General features: G+C 64.7%; 14 protein-coding genes. 4 read left to right on the top strand and 10 right to left on the bottom strand.

Features of this window, described 5'->3' with window-relative positions:
- Positions 1-3 precede the first annotated feature (3 nt).
- From KB554_RS03205 to KB554_RS03190, 4 genes are all read left to right on the top strand, one after another.
- Positions 4-2,454 (top strand): OstA-like protein, encoded by a 2,451-nt coding sequence (locus KB554_RS03205; protein ID WP_211034978.1) that lies wholly within the window; start codon positions 4-6, stop codon positions 2,452-2,454.
- A 165-nt stretch (positions 2,455-2,619) separates the two neighbouring features.
- Complete coding sequence (araJ, locus tag KB554_RS03200; RefSeq protein ID WP_211034977.1) at positions 2,620-3,777, top strand: MFS transporter AraJ; 1,158 nt, start codon at positions 2,620-2,622, stop codon at positions 3,775-3,777.
- Positions 3,764-4,300, top strand: coding sequence for an NUDIX domain-containing protein (locus tag KB554_RS03195; RefSeq protein ID WP_211034976.1), 537 nt, complete (start codon positions 3,764-3,766; stop codon positions 4,298-4,300). The genes araJ and KB554_RS03195 overlap by 14 nt, the downstream gene beginning before the upstream one ends.
- Positions 4,301-4,340: 40 nt before the next feature.
- Positions 4,341-5,738 carry a mechanosensitive ion channel domain-containing protein gene (locus KB554_RS03190; RefSeq protein WP_211034975.1) on the top strand — a complete coding sequence of 466 codons (1,398 nt, stop codon included), beginning with the start codon at positions 4,341-4,343 and terminating at the stop codon, positions 5,736-5,738.
- Here the strand turns inward: KB554_RS03190 and KB554_RS03185 are convergent.
- From KB554_RS03185 to trxA, 10 genes are all read right to left on the bottom strand, one after another.
- On the bottom strand, positions 5,731-7,392 hold the full coding sequence (locus tag KB554_RS03185; RefSeq protein WP_141427960.1) for a putative transporter: 1,662 nt from the start codon (positions 7,390-7,392) through the stop codon (positions 5,731-5,733). The two genes, KB554_RS03190 and KB554_RS03185, sit on opposite strands and share 8 nt — an antisense overlap.
- Positions 7,393-7,638: 246 nt before the next feature.
- Complete coding sequence (locus tag KB554_RS03180) at positions 7,639-9,108, bottom strand: TolC family protein (RefSeq protein WP_211034974.1); 1,470 nt, start codon at positions 9,106-9,108, stop codon at positions 7,639-7,641.
- Positions 9,109-9,133: 25 nt separating this feature from the next.
- Positions 9,134-10,240, bottom strand: a complete 1,107-nt coding sequence (locus KB554_RS03175) for an efflux RND transporter periplasmic adaptor subunit (RefSeq protein WP_211034973.1) — start codon at positions 10,238-10,240, stop codon at positions 9,134-9,136.
- Between the two features lie 36 nt (positions 10,241-10,276).
- Positions 10,277-11,536 carry an ABC transporter permease gene (locus tag KB554_RS03170; protein WP_211034972.1) on the bottom strand — a complete coding sequence of 420 codons (1,260 nt, stop codon included), beginning with the start codon at positions 11,534-11,536 and terminating at the stop codon, positions 10,277-10,279.
- 7 nt (positions 11,537-11,543) lie between these two features.
- Positions 11,544-12,806, bottom strand: coding sequence for an ABC transporter permease (locus tag KB554_RS03165; protein WP_211034971.1), 1,263 nt, complete (start codon positions 12,804-12,806; stop codon positions 11,544-11,546).
- A complete protein-coding gene (locus KB554_RS03160; RefSeq protein WP_211034970.1) occupies positions 12,803-13,492 on the bottom strand; it encodes an ABC transporter ATP-binding protein in 690 nt (229 codons plus the stop codon). Before KB554_RS03160 ends, KB554_RS03165 begins: the two co-directional genes overlap by 4 nt.
- Before the next feature lie 202 nt (positions 13,493-13,694).
- A complete protein-coding gene (locus KB554_RS03155; RefSeq protein WP_211034969.1) occupies positions 13,695-14,357 on the bottom strand; it encodes an HAD family hydrolase in 663 nt (220 codons plus the stop codon).
- An 82-nt stretch (positions 14,358-14,439) separates the two neighbouring features.
- The gene (locus KB554_RS03150; protein ID WP_141427953.1) at positions 14,440-14,793 is read right to left on the bottom strand and encodes a MarR family transcriptional regulator; all 354 of its coding nucleotides are present in this window, start codon (positions 14,791-14,793) and stop codon (positions 14,440-14,442) included.
- 12 nt (positions 14,794-14,805) lie between these two features.
- Positions 14,806-14,991 (bottom strand): 4Fe-4S binding protein, encoded by a 186-nt coding sequence (locus tag KB554_RS03145; protein ID WP_141427952.1) that lies wholly within the window; start codon positions 14,989-14,991, stop codon positions 14,806-14,808.
- A gap of 2 nt (positions 14,992-14,993) precedes the next feature.
- Complete coding sequence (gene trxA, locus KB554_RS03140; protein ID WP_211034968.1) at positions 14,994-15,449, bottom strand: thioredoxin; 456 nt, start codon at positions 15,447-15,449, stop codon at positions 14,994-14,996.
- Between the last annotated feature and the right edge of the window lie 325 nt (positions 15,450-15,774).

Raw genomic sequence — 15,774 nt, 5'->3', positions numbered from 1 at the left:
CCGGTGCGCAGGATCGTCTCCATAGCGGTTGCGGCATTGGCCGTCGCGGGGGTGTTCGCCGCGCGCAGCGGTATGCGGCAGCCTGCCCCGGAGGAGGGCGGGAAGAAACTCATCGACCTCAAGTCGGACCTCATGGGGCCCGTGGCCCCGGGCGATTCGGTGGTCTTCCTGGTGGGGAATTTCGCCGCGCAGCACAACGGGGCCGTCATCACGTGCGACTCGGCGGTGCGCTATTCGGACATGCGCATCGAGTTCTTCGGCAACGTGCTCATCAACAAGAATACGACCTATATCTACGGCGACCGGGCCGAATACGACGGCGACCTGAACGAGGCGCGGGTCTATTCCGACATCGTGAAGGTCATCGACGGCGACGCCACGCTCTACACCTACGATTTCCGGTTCAATACGAAGACCAACGTGGGGCGGTTCGACCGGGGCGGCGTGCTCACGAACCGCGAGAATCTGCTCGAGGCGGTCCGCGGCTACTACTATGCCGATGCGAAGGAGCTGGTGGCCGTGGAGCGGGTGGAGATGCGCAACGACGAGTACGAACTCAGGGGCGACTCGGTGGTCTATAACATGGCCACCGACAACGCCTTTTTCTACGAACGCACGAATATCTGGAACCGCGACGGCGACTACCTCTATGCCGACCGCGGGGCCTACGAGAAGCTCGACACGCTCTATCTGGTCACTCGCAACGGCTACGTGCTGACCGAAAAGCAGGAGATGTGGAGCGACAGCATCGACTTCTACCGTCCGCGCAACCACGTGATCTTGCGGCGGGACGTGCAGATCGACGACACGGAGCACAAGGTGCTGGCCTTCGGCGATTACGGCGAATACTGGAAGGAGCCGGGCAATGCGCTGCTGACACGCGATCCGGCGGTGGTGAGCTACGACCTCTCGCAGGGCGACTCGCTCTTCATGCGTTCCGATTCGATGTTTCTCTTCACGATCAACGAGGCGGCCGAGCGGCGTGCTGCCGAACGGCGCGCCGCCGATTCGCTGGCCCGCGCGGCGGGGGAGATTCCGCCGGCCGATTCGGTGTCGGCCGCGCCGCACCCCGAAGCCGGGCAGACGGACGGAGCGCATCCCGCGGGAATCGGCGGCGATTCGTTGCGCCGTGCCGCGGAATCTGCGGCGGCCGTTGCCGGACGGCCCGATTCGCTGGCGGCGGAGACGTTGCCCGACTCGCTGCGGAGCGCGCCGGATTCGTTGCGGACGCCGGCCGTCAATCCGCTCGACACGCTGACGGGGGATGCCCGGAAAGCCTATCTGAAGGAACAGGCGCGGCAGGCCAAAGCCCGGGAGAAGGCGGCCAAGGCCGAAGCGCGGAAGAAGAAGCTCGAGGAGATCGCCGCGGCGCGGCAGGAGAAGGCGACGGCCAAACTGCTGGCGCAGAAGGAGCGCGAGGAGAAGCGCCTCGCGGCCCGGCGGCTCAAGGCCGAATCGAAACTGAAGGCGCGGCAGGCCCGTGCGGCGCGGAAGGGGAAACGCATCGAGGTCGATTCCACTGAGCTGCGCGAGCTGGATTCGCTGCTGGGGCGCAATGCCGTCGAGCAGGATTCGCTGCATCTGGCCGCCGATTCGCTCGCCCGCGACTCGCTGGCCGTCGGGGCCGACTCGCTCGCGGCGGCCGATTCGCTCGGACAGGAGCCGCTGCGGGATTCGATCTACCGGCTGCTGAAGGGCTACCGCGACGTGCGGATCTACCGTTCCGATTTCCAGGCGGTCTGCGACTCGATGACGGCCATCAGCACCGATTCGACGATTCACCTCTATATCAACCCCGTGCTGTGGAATCAGGGCAATCAGATCACGTCCGACGTCATCGACGTCTATACCGAGCGGCAGCAGCTCGCGCGCGCCGAGTGCGTGGGAAGCCCGATCATGTCGTCGCAGCTCGATACGCTGCACTACAACCAGGTGGCGGGCAAGGAGATGACCGCATGGTTCCGCGACAACGAGATTTACCGCAACGACGTGAACGGCAACGTGCAGACGATCTACTACATGCAGGACGGCGAGCCGCCCGAGATCACCGACGTCGGTTTCATCGAGAGCGGCGACTGCTCGTTCTATATCGAGGGCAAGCAGGTGGTGCAGATCACCTACCGTCAGGAGCCCGTCTGGCATATCACGCCGCTGCCCAAGCTGGCGCCCGACCGAGAGCTTTATCTGAAGGGATTCAAGTGGGAGGGTGCCCGGCGCCCGACGCAGCGCGAGGTCTTCGGCCGGCGGGTGCGCCCCTCGGAGCGTGCCGTGCGTTCGCGGTTGCGGCGGCCGGATTTCCCGCTGCGGCAGGCGCTCGAGGTGCGCAAACGGGAGCTGACCGAAGCCGGACGCTGGGCCGACCGGAACGACCAGGTCGATGCGGCCACCGTGGAGTGGATGCGTGCGCTGGGTTTCGAGGTGGGGCAGCCCCGCGAATCGGGCCCGCGGCTCTGACGTCCGGCTGCGGCCGGTGTGCCGGTCCTGCGGGGCGGGAGTCCCTGAGGAGACGGGGTATTCCGGTGGCGGTCCGGGAAAAAACGGCGGAAAGCGTTGCGCTTTCCGCCGTTTTTGTACTACTTTTGCAGCCGGTTGAAAAGTCAGGTTTCAGATTCTTTCCCGATGAAGAAAAGTCTTGTCGCGCTGGCGTTCGGTACGCTGGCGCTCGGTATGTCCGAATTTGTCATGATGGGCATTCTGCCCGACATCGCCCTGAGCCTCGGCGTCTCGATCCCCGAGGCGGGGCATCTGATCTCGGCCTATGCGCTGGGAGTCTGCTTCGGGGCGCCGCTCACGGTGCTCGTGGCCCGCACGCGTCCGCTGAAACACATTCTGCTGGTGCTCGCCGGGCTGATCGTCGCGGGCAACCTCTGCGCGGCCGCCGCCCCGAACTATTGGACGCTGATGGCCATGCGCTTCGTCTCGGGACTGCCCCACGGCGCCTTCTTCGGCGTGGGGTCCATCGTCGCCGAACGGGTCGCCGCCCCCGGGAAACGCGCCGGGGCCGTGTCGGTCATGATCGTCGGCATGACCGTCGCCAATCTCTTCGGCGTGCCGCTGGGAACCTATATCAGCCATGCGCTGACATGGCGCGCCACGTTCGCCATCGTCGCCGTGTGGGGCGCCGTCGCCCTGCTGCTGATCCGCATGTGGGTCCCTGCGCTGCCGGCGCTTCCCGACACGGGGCTGCGGGGGCAGTTCCGCTTCCTGCGGAGCCTCGCGCCGTGGCTGGTGCTCCTCTCGGTGATGCTCGGCAACGGCGGCATCTTCTGCTGGTACAGCTATGTCGGCCCGCTCATGGTCCGCACCTCGGGCTTCGCGGCGGACGATCTGACGCTCGTCGTCATGCTGGCGGGTTTCGGCATGTTCGCGGGCAATATCGTGGGCGGCCGCTATGCCGACCGTTTCACGCCCGAGCGGGTCGTCTGCTGCACGCTCGGCGTGGCGTGCCTCGCGCTGCTCGCCATCTTCTTCGGCGCGCAGGTCCGCGACCTCTCGCTGGCGCTCATGTGCCTGACGGCCGCCTGCCTTTTCTGCGTGTCGTCGCCGCAGCAGTTGTTGATTCTCGAGAACTCGCGCGGCGGGGAGATGCTCGGTGCGGCCCTCGTGCAGGTGGCCTTCAACCTGGGCAATGCGCTCGGGGCCTACTGCGGCGGACTGCCGATCGAACGGGGGCTGGACTACCGTTATACGGCGCTGCCCGGCGCGGCGTTCGTCTTCGTCGGCATGCTGACCGTGCTCATCTACCTGAAAAAATACCCCCGTCATGCTGTGCGATGACAGGGTGCGGCCGGAAGCCGCCGCGTGCCGCGACGACGGCGGGGAGCTTTTTCCCGTGGTGGACGAGACGGGGCGTGTCGTGGGCCGGGCCACGCGCCGCGAGTGCCACGGCGGGTCGATGCTGCTGCATCCGGTGGTGCACCTGCACCTGTTCAATTCGCGCGGCGAACTTTACCTTCAGCGGCGTCCGGTGTGGAAGGACATTCAGCCCGGACGCTGGGATACGGCCGTCGGGGGTCATGTGGACTGGGGCGAAACGGTGGAGGAGGCCTTGCGCCGCGAAGTGCGCGAGGAGCTGGGCATTACGGAGTTCTCACCGTTCCGCATCGCCGTCTATCCGTTCCGTTCGGACCGCGAGCGGGAACTGGTCTATGTTCACCGCGCGGTGTACGACGGGGCGATCTTCCCCAGCGACGAGCTGGACGGCGGCCGTTTCTGGACGCCCGGGGAGATTCGCGCTTCGCTCGGCAAGGGTGTCTTCACCCCCAATTTCGAGAGCGAGGCGGCGCTGATTCTCGGATAGCTCGGCACGGGGCGGCCCGGATTTTGCGGGTTCCTCCGGTATGCGGAACTTACTCAAGCATTGGACCGACCTGCTGCTCGGGTGGCTGGGGGTCACGTCGGACACCGGAGGGTGGGATCGCTGGATCGCCTTTCTGCTGGTGCTGCTCTTCGTCGTACTGTTCGATTTCGCCTGCCGGCTGGTCATCGTCCGCGGCGTGCGGCGGCTCGTGGCGCGTACGCGCGCCGTGTGGGACGACACGCTGTTCAGCGTCCGGGTGCTGCGCTGCGCCTGTCACATTCTGAGCGCCGTGCTGCTGGCCGTCGTGCTCCCGATCGTGTTCGAGGAGCGTTCCGGCGCGCGCGTCGTCGTGATGCGCCTCATGCAGTCCTATGTCGTCATTTCGGTCTTCCGCTTCATCGACGCGCTGCTCTATGCCGCCTTCCGTATCGCCGCATCGCGCCCCGCCTGGCAGAACAAGCCCATCAAGGGACTGCGGCAGACGGCGCAGGGCATCGCGCTGCTGGTCTGTACGATTCTCGTCGTGTCCATCCTGATCGGCAAGTCCCCGGCGATCCTGCTGACCGGGCTGGGCGCTTCGGCGGCCATCGTCATGCTGATCTTCCGCGACAGCATCCTGGGGTTCGTGTCGGGCATCCAGCTCTCGGCCAACGACATGTTGCAGGTCGGCGACTGGATTTCCGTGCCGAAGTACGGGGCGGACGGCACGGTGGAGGAGGTGTCGCTTACGACCGTGAAGATCCGCAACTGGGACAATACGATCGTCATGCTGCCTCCCTACCTGCTCACCTCCGATTCGTTCCAGAACTGGCGCGGCATGCAGCTCTCGGGCGGCCGCCGCGTGATGCGTTCGGTGTCGATCGACATGACGAGCGTCAGGTTCTGCACGCCGGAGATGCTGGCGCGTTACCGGGAGATCGACCTCGTCCGGGAGTATATCGACGAAACGGAGCGGCGCATCGAAGCCTACAACGCCGCGCACGGCATCGGCCCGGGCGAGCGGAGGATCAACGGCCTGCACCAGACCAATCTGGGCGTTTTCCGCGCCTATCTGGTCCGCTACCTGCGGCAGGAGGTTCCGGTGAACCGGAGCATGACGCTGATGGTGCGGCAGATGCAGCCCACGGAGACGGGGCTTCCGATGCAGCTCTATTTCTTTACCGATACCGTGGTGTGGGAGGATTACGAAGGGATTCAGTCCGACGTCTTCGATCATGTGCTGGCGGTGATTCCGGCTTTCGACCTGAGGGTGTTTCAGAATCCGTCGGGCAACGACGTGGCGGCGCTCGGCCGGCCGGGATTTGCGGCTCCGGCCGCTGCGGGAACCGCTGCGGATGCGGCGGGGAAAGGGCAGGCGGCGGCTCCGGCCGCTGCGGAGAATGCGGAACCGGCGGCGGCTCCGGGGACGGAAAACCCCGGCTCTGCTGCGGTCAGATGAAAAGCATGAGCGTGATCTGGATGACGATCACGCGCAGGAACATGCAGACGGGATAGACCGTGGCGTAGGAGACCGACGGATTGTCGCCTTCGATGGTGTCGTTGGCGTAGTTGAGGGCCATGGGGTTGGCCATGCTGCCGCACAGCAGTCCCGCTACGGAGCCGAAATCGACCTTCAGCAGCCGCATCGCCGGCAGACCCACCATGACGACCGGGACGAACGTCAGCACGAAGCCCACGCCCAGCCAGAGAATGCCTTCGGGCCGCATGACGGTTTCGAAGAAGTGCGCCCCGGCGTCGAGGCCCAGACAGGCGAGGTACATCGAGAGCCCCAGCGCGCGCAGCATGAGGTTGGCGCTCTGCGTGGTATAGGTAATCATGTGCATCCGGGGGCCGAACGTGCCGATGAGAATGCCCACGATGATCGGGCCGCCCGCCAGTCCCAGTTTCACGGGGATCGAGACGCCCGGCACGGCGATCGGGATGCTTCCGAGCGTGAGGCCGAGGATCAGGCCGATGAAAACCGCCGCGAGGTTCGGTTCGTTGAGGCTCTTCACGGCGTTGCCGAGGATCTTCTCGACGTTGCGGATCGCCTGCGCCTCGCCCACGACCGTCAGGCGGTCGCCCAGTTGCAGTCTCAGGTCGGGCGTGGCGAGCAACTGCACGCCCGAACGGTAAACGCGGCTGATGTTGATGCCGTAGTTGTTGCGCAGGCGCAGTGCCGAGAGCTTCTTGCCGTTGATTTCGGGGCGCGTCACCAGGATGCGCTGCGACATGAGCTGTCCGTCCACCGAGTTCCAGTCGATGTTCTCCGTGTTCCAGTCCTTCTGCTCCTGTTCGCCGAAGATGAGCCGCAGGGCGTCGGCCTCGTCGCGGTTGGTGATGACCAGAATGACGTCGTCGCGTTGCAACTGCCTGTCCGACGTGGGAATCGAGACCTGTCCGTTGCGCCAGAGGCGCGAGATGACGAAGTGGTGGTGGCTCTCGGCGGCGATGTCGTGGATGCTCTTGCCGAAGACGGCGGGATTCGTGAGGTGGTAGCTGGCGATGAAGAGGTTCTTCTTGTGCTCGGCGTCGGGTCCCGGCATGTCCGCCGGGCGGACGAAGAGTTTGCGCAGGGTGACGATCGCCAAGATGACGCCCACGACCCCCAGCGGATAGGTCACCGCGCAGCTCAGCGCCGCGCCGTTGGCATCGAGCCCCGCCTGCTGGAGGGTCTGCTGCGCCGCGCCGAGTGCCGGGGTGTTGGTCGTGGCGCCGCAGAGGATACCCGACATGTCGGGCATCGGAATCCCGAAGGCGTAGCTCAGGGCCACGGCCAGCGCCGTTCCAGCGAGTACGACGGCGATGGCCGGGGAGACCAGCCGCAGTCCGTCGGCGCGCATCGAGCTGAAAAAGCCCGGGCCGACCTGCAGGCCGAGGGCATAGACGAAGATGATGAGGCCGAAATCCTCGGCATAGGTGAGCATCGCCGGGTCGAGCGACAGTCCGAAGTGCCCGGCCAGAATGCCCACGAAGAAGATGAAGGCCGTGCCGAGCGAGATGCCGAAGAACCGGATTTTTCCCAGTCCGATGCCGATTGTCGAGATGAGCGAAATCACCACGACGGCCTGTAGGGCCGAATGCTCGACGAGCAGATCTTTAAGCCATTCCATCCTAACCTTGTGCGTGCTAACCGCTGCAAAAGTAGGTCAAATTTTCGGGATTGCCGCCTTTCGGCGCGGAAATTTGCATCGCGGGCCTCCCGGACGTGCCGCGATCCGCCGGAAGCGGGGGCGGAGGAATGCGGCCGCAGTCGGTGACAGGTGATCTGCAACGGTGAAGACGGCGGCGGGAAGCCTCTTCGGGCGCCTTCCCGCCGCCGTTCCGTTCGGACGCCGGAGCCGGGTTCGGACACCGGGTCAGAGCCGCAATGGCTCGCCGCGGTAGTAGTCCAGAATCTTGGCGCGGAAGACGAACTCGTATTTGGCCTGCACGGCTTCCGAGGCAGCCTTCTCCATGCGCGTCTTGGCGTCGCTGAAATCGAAGACGGTCGAGCGGCCCGCCGCGGCCTTCTGCTCCTCGTAGCGGAAAGCCACCTCGGCCGAAGCCAGCGCGGCGGCGGCCGAGAGGTATTTGGCGTAGGCGGCGTCGGCGTAGTACCACGCCTGCTCGATCTCCTTGCGCAGGGCCTGTTCGGCGGCCGTCACGGCCAGTTGCTGGTTGCGGACGGCGATCTTCGCCGTGCGGACGTTGTTGCGCGAGGCGCGGCGGTTGAAGATCGGAATGCCGAGCGACAGCCCCACGTATTCGCGGCTGTTGTGGCGAATCTGGGCCCAGAATTTCGAGTCGTCGGCGCTGTAAACTCCCGTGCCGTAGCCGCCCGAGAGCGAGAGCGACGGGTAGAGTGCCGACCGGGCGATGTCCACGGCGTGCTCCGAACTGCCGAGGCGCAGCCGCTCGGCCTTGATGTGGGGCCGGTTCTCGGCCGCATAGGCGTAAACCGCATCGACGGACCCCGCCGTGCGGTGCAGCGTCTCGATCGTGAGGCTGTCCAGCTCGGGGAAGACGACGTCGAAGCCTGCGGCGCTTTCGCGGTTGAGCGCCTGGCTCAGGTCGAGCAGGGCCAGTTGCAGTTCGTTGCGCGTCTGCGTGAGGGTCATGCGGTCGTTGGCGGCGAGTGCTTCGCTTTCATAGACGGCCGATTCGGGCTCTTTGCCCTCGGCAGCCAGCCCCCGGCTGCGTTCGGCCTGGAGGGTGCTCAGTTCGAGTTGCCGCCGGGAGACGCCGACCAGCTCCTTGTAGTAGAGCACCTGGAGGTAAAGCGTCATGACGTTGATCGCCACGTCCTCGCGGATGCGTTCGAGGTCCTGCACGGCGGCCGCGAGGTCTAATTTCCCGGCCTTGATCTGGTGGTTGATGCGCATGCCCTGGAAGAGCGGCATCGAGGCCGAGACGTTCAGCGATCCCGAGGTCTGGTTGTTGTCACGGTAGGTGTTGTCGCTCGTGAGCGCCCGGCCGAACGAGGCGTCGCCGCCCAGCGAGGCGTTCAGGTCGGGGAGCCGGCTGTAACGGGCCGTCGAAAGCTCGATGTCGTTGCGTTCGACCTCGAGGGCGCGCTGCTGCACCTCGGTGTTGTGCTGCTGGGCGTAGCGGATGCACGCCTCGAGCGTCCACGGTTCGCCCGGGGCCGGAACGGCGGCTTCCGGCTGTCCGGTCGGTTCCGCCGGGGCGGTCTGCGCGCGGAGCGGCACGGACGGCAGGGCGGCGAGGCCCAGTGCGAGGAGGGCCAGGAGCCGTCCGCGGCCGGAACTCCGGCGATCGCTGCGGAACGGCCCGGATGCGCTGCGCCGGCTGCGGAGCGGGAGTATGGGAATGATGCCTGTTTTCATCTTGCGGAAAGTCGTTTGGTCGCGGTTATTTCTGGTCGATGCGCGCGCCGCGGACCTTGTCGTCGGCGGTCACGCCCTCGGTGATTTCGATGTTCACTCCGTCCGAAAGCCCGACCTTCACTTCGCGCCGTTCGAAGGTCTGCTCCTCGGCGTCCTCGGGGCCGGTGAGCACCTGCACGTAGGTCTTGCCCTCCTCGAACTCCACGCACCCTTCGGGCAGGGTCAGCACCCCTTCGCGGCTCCGGATCACGACGCTGGCGTTGGCGCTGTACCCGGCGCGCACGAAGACCCCTTCGGGAATCTCGACGGCGGCCTTCACCTCGAAGAGGATCACGCCGTTGCTCTCGGTGGATTTCGGGGCGACGTATTCGAGCCGGGCGTCCAGTTCGACGTTCTGCAGGGCGCCGATGGTCAGCTGCACGGGCATTCCCTCGTGCAGCTTGCCCACGTCCGTCTCGTCCACGTTGCCCTGGAACTGCATGTTCGACATGTCGGCCACCGTGGCGATCGTCGTGCCGTCGTTGAACGTGTTGGCCTGGATCACCGAGTTGCCGACCTTGATCGGCACGTCGAGGATCATGCCGTCGATCGTCGATCGGATCTGCGTGTTGCTCAGCTCGGCGAAGCGGCTGGCGATGCCCTCCTTGACGATTTCGAGATTCTCCTGTGCGTTGCGCAGCTCCTCCTCGGCCTTCGCCAGCTCCGTGCGGCTCTGCTCGGTCTCCTCGTCCGAGACGATGCCCTTTTCGTGCAGGGCCGCCGTGCGGTCGTATTCGCGCCGCACCTGCGCCAGCGATATTTCGGCCACCGAGACGCGCGATTCGGCGCTCGACAACTGGCCCATCTCCGGGACGACCTTCACCGTGGCGATCACCTCGCCCTGGCGGACCGTCTCCCCGGCCTCCTTGTAAACGTCGGAGATGATGCCCGAGATCTGGGGCTTGATCTCCACCTCGTCGCGGGGCTGGACCTTGCCCGTGGCCACCACGTACTGTTTGAGCGTGTCCGTCGCCGGCTGCACGATGGCGTAGAGGATCTTCACCGGACGGGTTTTCCGCCACAGGAACCAGAACGTTCCGACAAGCAGCGCGGCGAAGAGCACGCCCGAGAGAATTTTCAGCACTTTTTTCATAGCTTTATCGCATTGTATTGTTTCGTTCGTATCGTCCTATTCTTCGCGGATGGCGTCCACGGCCTTGATCTTCAGCGCACGGCTGGCGGGGATCACTCCGGCCAGCAGGCTGCCCGCGACGAGGATCGCCAGCGAGAGCATGCCCGTCTGGAAGGAGATCTGCCACGAGACGTTCGTGCCGTCCTGCGCGACGACGACGGCCTGGTAGTAGATCGAGTCGGCGAGCGACAGCAGCCCCACGGCGGCCGTGAGGCCCAGCACGCCGGCGATGAAGGTCAGCACGAAGCTTTCGGAGAGTATCTGCGAAATGATGGCCCGCGGCGGCGCGCCGATCGCGCGGCGGATGCCGATTTCCTGCGTGCGCTCCTTGACGAGGACCAGCATGATGTTGCTCACGCCGACGATGCCTGCGAGCAGCGTGCCGAGGCCGACGATCCACGTCAGGAGACCGATTCCCCGGAAGAGGCTGTTGATCTTGGTGATGAACTCGGCGGTGGTCATCACCCAGGCCGCCTTCGGGTCGTCCGGAGAGATGATGTGGCGCGCGAAGACGGGCTCCTTGACGGCGCGTTCCAGTACGCGGGGCGGCACGTCGTTGCCGCCCACGGCGGCGAGCATGTGGATCGTTCTGCCCATGCCGAACATCTGCTGCACGAGCGTGGCGGGGAGGACGATCGTGCGTTCGACGTCGCTGAAGGACATCATTTGGCTCTGGCGTTTCTGGACGCCGATGACCGTGAACTGCGTGCCCTGCAACGTGATGATCTCGCCCGTGGGGTCTTCGCCGCCCGGGAAAAGGTCTTTCCATATCTGCGTGCCGATGAGGCACACCTTGCGCTTGCGCTCCATGTCGAGCTCGTTGATGTAGCGGCCGAAGAGGAGCCTTTCGGGATTGATCTTCTGATAGTCGGGCATGTGGCCCATCACGGCGTACTCTCCCTTGCGGTCGCCGCGGCTGGCGTAGAACTGGCTGGCCCACACCATGCCCGTGGCGTATTTCACTTCGGGAAGCTCCTTCACGGCCGCGATGTCGTCGTTCTCGAGGTTCCACCACCGGCCCGTGGGCATTCCCTTGTAGGGGACCGACGTGCGGCCGGGGTTCATCAGCACCGTGTTGGTCGAGGTTTCGCCCAACTGCGCACGGAACAGGCGTCCCAGCCCCATGCCGGCGCCCAGCAGCACCGTGAGCATGAAGATGCCCCAGAAGACGCCCAGCGCCGTCATGATGCTGCGCTTGCGGTTCCGGCGGATCGTCTGCCAGATTTCGTTCCAGCGGTCTGTGTCGAAGAATCCCATCGTCTCTCTATTTGTTATAGCGCAAGGCGTCGATCGTTTTCAGTTGGGCGGCGCGGTAGGCCGGGACGTAGCCGGCGATGAGTCCCGCGATGACGAGCACGACCGTGGCGCTCACCGCCACGCCGAGATTGAGCGTCGGATCGAGGAAGATCGTCGGGGCGAAGCCCGTCTCCGACGTGTCGGCCGGAGTTTGTGTCAGGTAGTAGTTCACCGCCTCCATCACGGCCACGCCGAGCACCATACCCATGTATCCGAAGGCCGCGGTGATCATCACCGATTCGGTGAGGATCAGCCGGATAATCGACCGGGGCCTGGCGCCGAGCGCCTTGCGGATGCCGAACTCGGCCGTGCGTTCGGTCACCGTTACCAGCATGATGTTGCTCACGCCGACGATGCCCGCGAGCAGCGTGCCGAGGCCGATGATCCAGACGAAGAGGTTGATGCCGCCGAAGACGATCATCATGTCCTTGTACCGTTCCATCGTGTTATTGATCCAGATGGCGCTCTCGTCCGTCGGATCGTAGTGGTGCTCGGCGGCCAGCCGGCCCGTGAGTCGCTTCTCGAAATCCTCCATCTCGGCGTCGGTGCGGATGTCGCGCACGGTGATGATGGCGTTGTTCACGTAGGGTTCGTTGGCGTTGTAGATGAGCTGCCCGGTGGAGAGGGGAATGATGCAGACGGCGTTGTTGCGCATGGCGTCGCCCTGCGTGACTCCGACGATCTTGAACGTGAGGCTGTCCACGCGGATGAACTTGCCCAGCGGGTCGGCTCCCTTGAACAGCACGAGCGACGTCGCCTCGTCGATGAGCGCCGACTTGCGGTAGTCGCGGATGTCCGCGTCGTTGATGAAACGCCCCCTGGCGACCTTGATGCCTTCGATCCGGGCCACTTCCGGGAGCGAGCCGCGCAGCGAGACGTCCATGAACTCCCCCTCGTAGGCGATCTTTTTCGACGAGAGCCACGTGTTGGCGGCGACCTGCTCGACTTCGGGGAACTCCCGTTCGAGGATTTCGAGGTCCCGGTTCGTCAGGCGGATGCGGCGGTTGCGGTCGTAGCCTTCCCACGGTTTCGAGGTCCAGCCGCCGTAGAGGTCGATCGAGTTGGTGGCGTAGTCGCCGAAATTGGATTCGACACCGTTCTTGAGCCCGTTGCCCGATCCGAGCAGAATGACGAGCATGAAAATGCCCCACGCGACCGAAAAGCCCGTGAGGAACGTGCGCAGCTTGTTCCGGCGCACCGAAGTCCATATTTCCAGCAGCAGCTCCCTCATCGTTGTCCCAGCCCGGTTTCGGTGATGCTGCTGATGACGCCGTCGCGCAGGCGGATGATCTTGTCGGTCTGGTCGGCGATCGACTGTTCGTGCGTGACGCAGATGATCGTCATGCCCATATCGACGTTCACCCTGCGCAGCAGGTTCATCACCTCCTGCGAGGTCTTGCTGTCGAGGGCGCCCGTAGGCTCGTCGGCCAGGATGATCTGCGGCTTGTTGATGAGCGCCCGCGCGATGGCCACGCGCTGCTTCTGCCCGCCCGACATCTCGTTGGGCATGTGTTCGGCCCAGTCGCGCAGTCCCAGCATGTCGAGGTATTCGAGCGCCAGGGCGTTGCGTTTGCGCCGTGCGACGCCCTGGTAGTAGAGCGGCAGGGCGACGTTCTCGACGGCGTTCTTGTAGCTGATGAGGTTGAACGACTGGAAGATATATCCGATCATGTTGTTGCGGGCGGCGGCGGCCTGCGTCTCCGACAGTCCCTTGATGAGCCGTCCGGCGAGGTAGTAGCTGCCGCTGTCGTAGTCGTCCAGAATGCCGAGAATGTTCAGCAGGGTCGATTTGCCCGATCCCGAGGCGCCCATGATCGACACCAGCTCGCCCTTCTCCACCTCGAGGTCGATGCCCTTGAGCACGTGCAGCGGCGAGCCGTTGTTGTAGGTCTTGTTGATATTTTCCAGTTTGATCATCGTCTTTGCGCTGTTCGTCGTCCTGTTTTGCGGCGAATGTGACGATTTGTCACTCCGCCCGGAATCCCCGGCAACAAAGATAATGAATAAAAAATGAAAAACAATTATTTTTTATCGAAAATCAATAAGAAGCCGCCCCCCCCCGAACGGGTGTGGTTTCGGATTATAGTCGGGGCGGAATATCTCGTTGAAAAACAATCGCTTATTCGTTCCCGAGCAGCAGGCGGCGCAGTGTTTCGACGTCGGGGACGATCCGTAGCGGGCGGGCCGCCTCCAGCTCGCCCGGCGGTGCGTAACCCCATTCCACCGCAATGGCGGGGAGCCCCTCCTCGGCGGCTCCCTCGACGTCGTGGCGGCGGTCGCCGATCATCACCGCCTCGCCGGGGGCGATGCCGAGCGCGGAGAGGGCGTGGCGGATGACGTCGGCCTTGGTCTTCCGCCGGCCGTCGAACGTGCTGCCGCTGATGAGGCGGAAGTGGCGGTCGATGCCGAAATGCGCGGCGATCCGTTCGGCGAAAGGCTGGGGTTTCGACGTGGCGATGACGTTCACCCGTCCGGCGGCCGCCGTGGCGGCGAGCAGCTCCGGAATGCCGGGATAGAGTTCGTTCTCGAACATGCCCCGCGGGACGAAATATTCGCGCGAGACGGCCACCGCCCGGTCGGCCTCCTCCGGGCTCATGCCGTAGAACTCCATGAAGGAGTCGCGCAGCGGGGGACCGAGGAACGGTTTGAGCGCGGCGAGGTCCTGCACGTCGATTCCGAAACGGCGCAGGGCGTACTGCACGGCGCGCGCGATGCCCGGCATCGAGTCGGTCAGCGTGCCGTCGAGGTCGAAAAAGAGGTATTTGCGCGAGGTCGGTTCCATGCGGCAAAGGTACGGATTTTTTTCGTCGTTCGCGGATTGTTCCGAGACGGACTGCGGTAGGGAGCTGCCTTTGCGGCTGCGGTCACTCGCCGAGCAGCTCCCGCAGCAGCGGGGGAATCTCCACCTCCCGGCAGTCGAGCGCGGCCAGCAGCGCACGCCCTTCCCCGGTCAGCGAGTAGTACATTTGCCGGCGGTCCGCACAGCCCGGTTCGCGCTTCACGAGTCCTTTGGATTCGACGGCGCGGAGCACTTTCGAGGTGTTCGAGGGGGTCAGTCCCAACCGTTCGCCCAGCTCCCCCGGGCAGAGCCGCCCGCTTCTGGAGAGGGTGCAGAGCGTCATGCCTTCGTTCAGGCACAGTCCGTAGCGGCGTTCGAAAGCCGCCTCGAAGCGGGCCACGGCGTGTTGCAGGTCGCGTATCTTGCAAAGTCGCTCCATCTTGGGTCGGGGTCAGTTGCGTTCGCGGACGGCCTGTCTGCCGCAGGCGGCCGCACACAGACCGCATTCGACGCACCGCCCGGGGTCGATCTCCGGAAGGGCGAACCCTTCCTGCGAGATGGCCCCTGCGGGACATGCCGCGACGAGCGGGCAGCGGTGGTTCTGCGGGCATAGCCCGGGGTCGATCGTAAACGCCATCGTTACTTGCCGAGCAGAATCCGGTCGATATTGGCTTTCAGCGTGGCTTTGGGCATGGCTCCGACGGCCATCTGCGGATCGCCCTCGAGCGGGATGAAGAGCAGCGTCGGAATCGAACGGATGCCGAATGCCGCGGCGAGGTCCTGGCTCTCCTCGGTATTGATCTTGTAGATGTAGATCCGGTCCCCGTATTCGGCCGCCAGCTCCTCGAGCACCGGAGCGAGCGCCTTGCAGGGGCCGCACCACGTGGCGTAGAAGTCTATGAGCGCGGGCTTGTCGCCGAGGTATTTCCACGTTTCGGGATTGTTTTCGTAGTCGGCCACCTTCTTCAGGAAATCGGCCTTGTTCAGTGCGATCGTTTTCATATTCGTTTTCTGGTTTTTGTTGTCATTCGCTTTCGCTTCGCAGACGCCCGTGAGCGTCAGAAGGGCCAGTGCGGCCGCCATCAGTTTTTTCATGCGTTCTCGTCGTTGTTCGTAAGTGATAACGGGACAAAGGTAGAAATTATTTTCCGATAAAACAAATTTCCTGTGGAAAATATTTTCGGAAAGGGAAACGCGCGGAGGAGAAGGCGGGAAAAAGAGGCGGAATAAAGAGAGAACGGAGCGAAGGGAATAGGGAGAATGGGGCGGACCGGGGCCGGATCCGGACCGGGCGCCGTATGTGTGGGAGGCAGGGACAGCAGGCGGCAGGGACAGTGGCCGAGGGGATAAGGACCGGGCGGGGCATCGTATGTACGGGCGGTTGGCGGGGGGGGAGGGCAGCAGCCGGAGAGGCGCTGCG

The organism is Alistipes sp. Marseille-P2263 (assembly GCF_018101075.1).
In the GTDB taxonomy this organism is placed as follows: Bacteria; Bacteroidota; Bacteroidia; order Bacteroidales; family Rikenellaceae; genus Alistipes; species Alistipes dispar.
The sequence above is the reverse complement of the archived record's forward strand: the minus strand, read 5'-3'. Positions and strand labels throughout refer to the sequence as shown.

What these genes read in the sequence shown, in the direction of transcription:
- KB554_RS03160 (WP_211034970.1), bottom strand. Translation starts at nt 13,492, where the DNA reads ATGATCAAACTGGAAAATATCAACAAGACCTACAACAACGGCTCGCCG.
- KB554_RS03175 (WP_211034973.1), bottom strand. Translation starts at nt 10,240, where the DNA reads ATGAAAAAAGTGCTGAAAATTCTCTCGGGCGTGCTCTTCGCCGCGCTG.
- araJ (WP_211034977.1), top strand. Translation starts at nt 2,620, where the DNA reads ATGAAGAAAAGTCTTGTCGCGCTGGCGTTCGGTACGCTGGCGCTCGGT.
- KB554_RS03185 (WP_141427960.1), bottom strand. Translation starts at nt 7,392, where the DNA reads ATGGAATGGCTTAAAGATCTGCTCGTCGAGCATTCGGCCCTACAGGCC.
- KB554_RS03155 (WP_211034969.1), bottom strand. Translation starts at nt 14,357, where the DNA reads ATGGAACCGACCTCGCGCAAATACCTCTTTTTCGACCTCGACGGCACG.
- KB554_RS03150 (WP_141427953.1), bottom strand. Translation starts at nt 14,793, where the DNA reads ATGGAGCGACTTTGCAAGATACGCGACCTGCAACACGCCGTGGCCCGC.
- KB554_RS03190 (WP_211034975.1), top strand. Translation starts at nt 4,341, where the DNA reads ATGCGGAACTTACTCAAGCATTGGACCGACCTGCTGCTCGGGTGGCTG.
- KB554_RS03165 (WP_211034971.1), bottom strand. Translation starts at nt 12,806, where the DNA reads ATGAGGGAGCTGCTGCTGGAAATATGGACTTCGGTGCGCCGGAACAAG.
- KB554_RS03170 (WP_211034972.1), bottom strand. Translation starts at nt 11,536, where the DNA reads ATGGGATTCTTCGACACAGACCGCTGGAACGAAATCTGGCAGACGATC.
- trxA (WP_211034968.1), bottom strand. Translation starts at nt 15,449, where the DNA reads ATGAAAAAACTGATGGCGGCCGCACTGGCCCTTCTGACGCTCACGGGC.
- KB554_RS03180 (WP_211034974.1), bottom strand. Translation starts at nt 9,108, where the DNA reads ATGAAAACAGGCATCATTCCCATACTCCCGCTCCGCAGCCGGCGCAGC.
- KB554_RS03145 (WP_141427952.1), bottom strand. Translation starts at nt 14,991, where the DNA reads ATGGCGTTTACGATCGACCCCGGGCTATGCCCGCAGAACCACCGCTGC.
- KB554_RS03195 (WP_211034976.1), top strand. Translation starts at nt 3,764, where the DNA reads ATGCTGTGCGATGACAGGGTGCGGCCGGAAGCCGCCGCGTGCCGCGAC.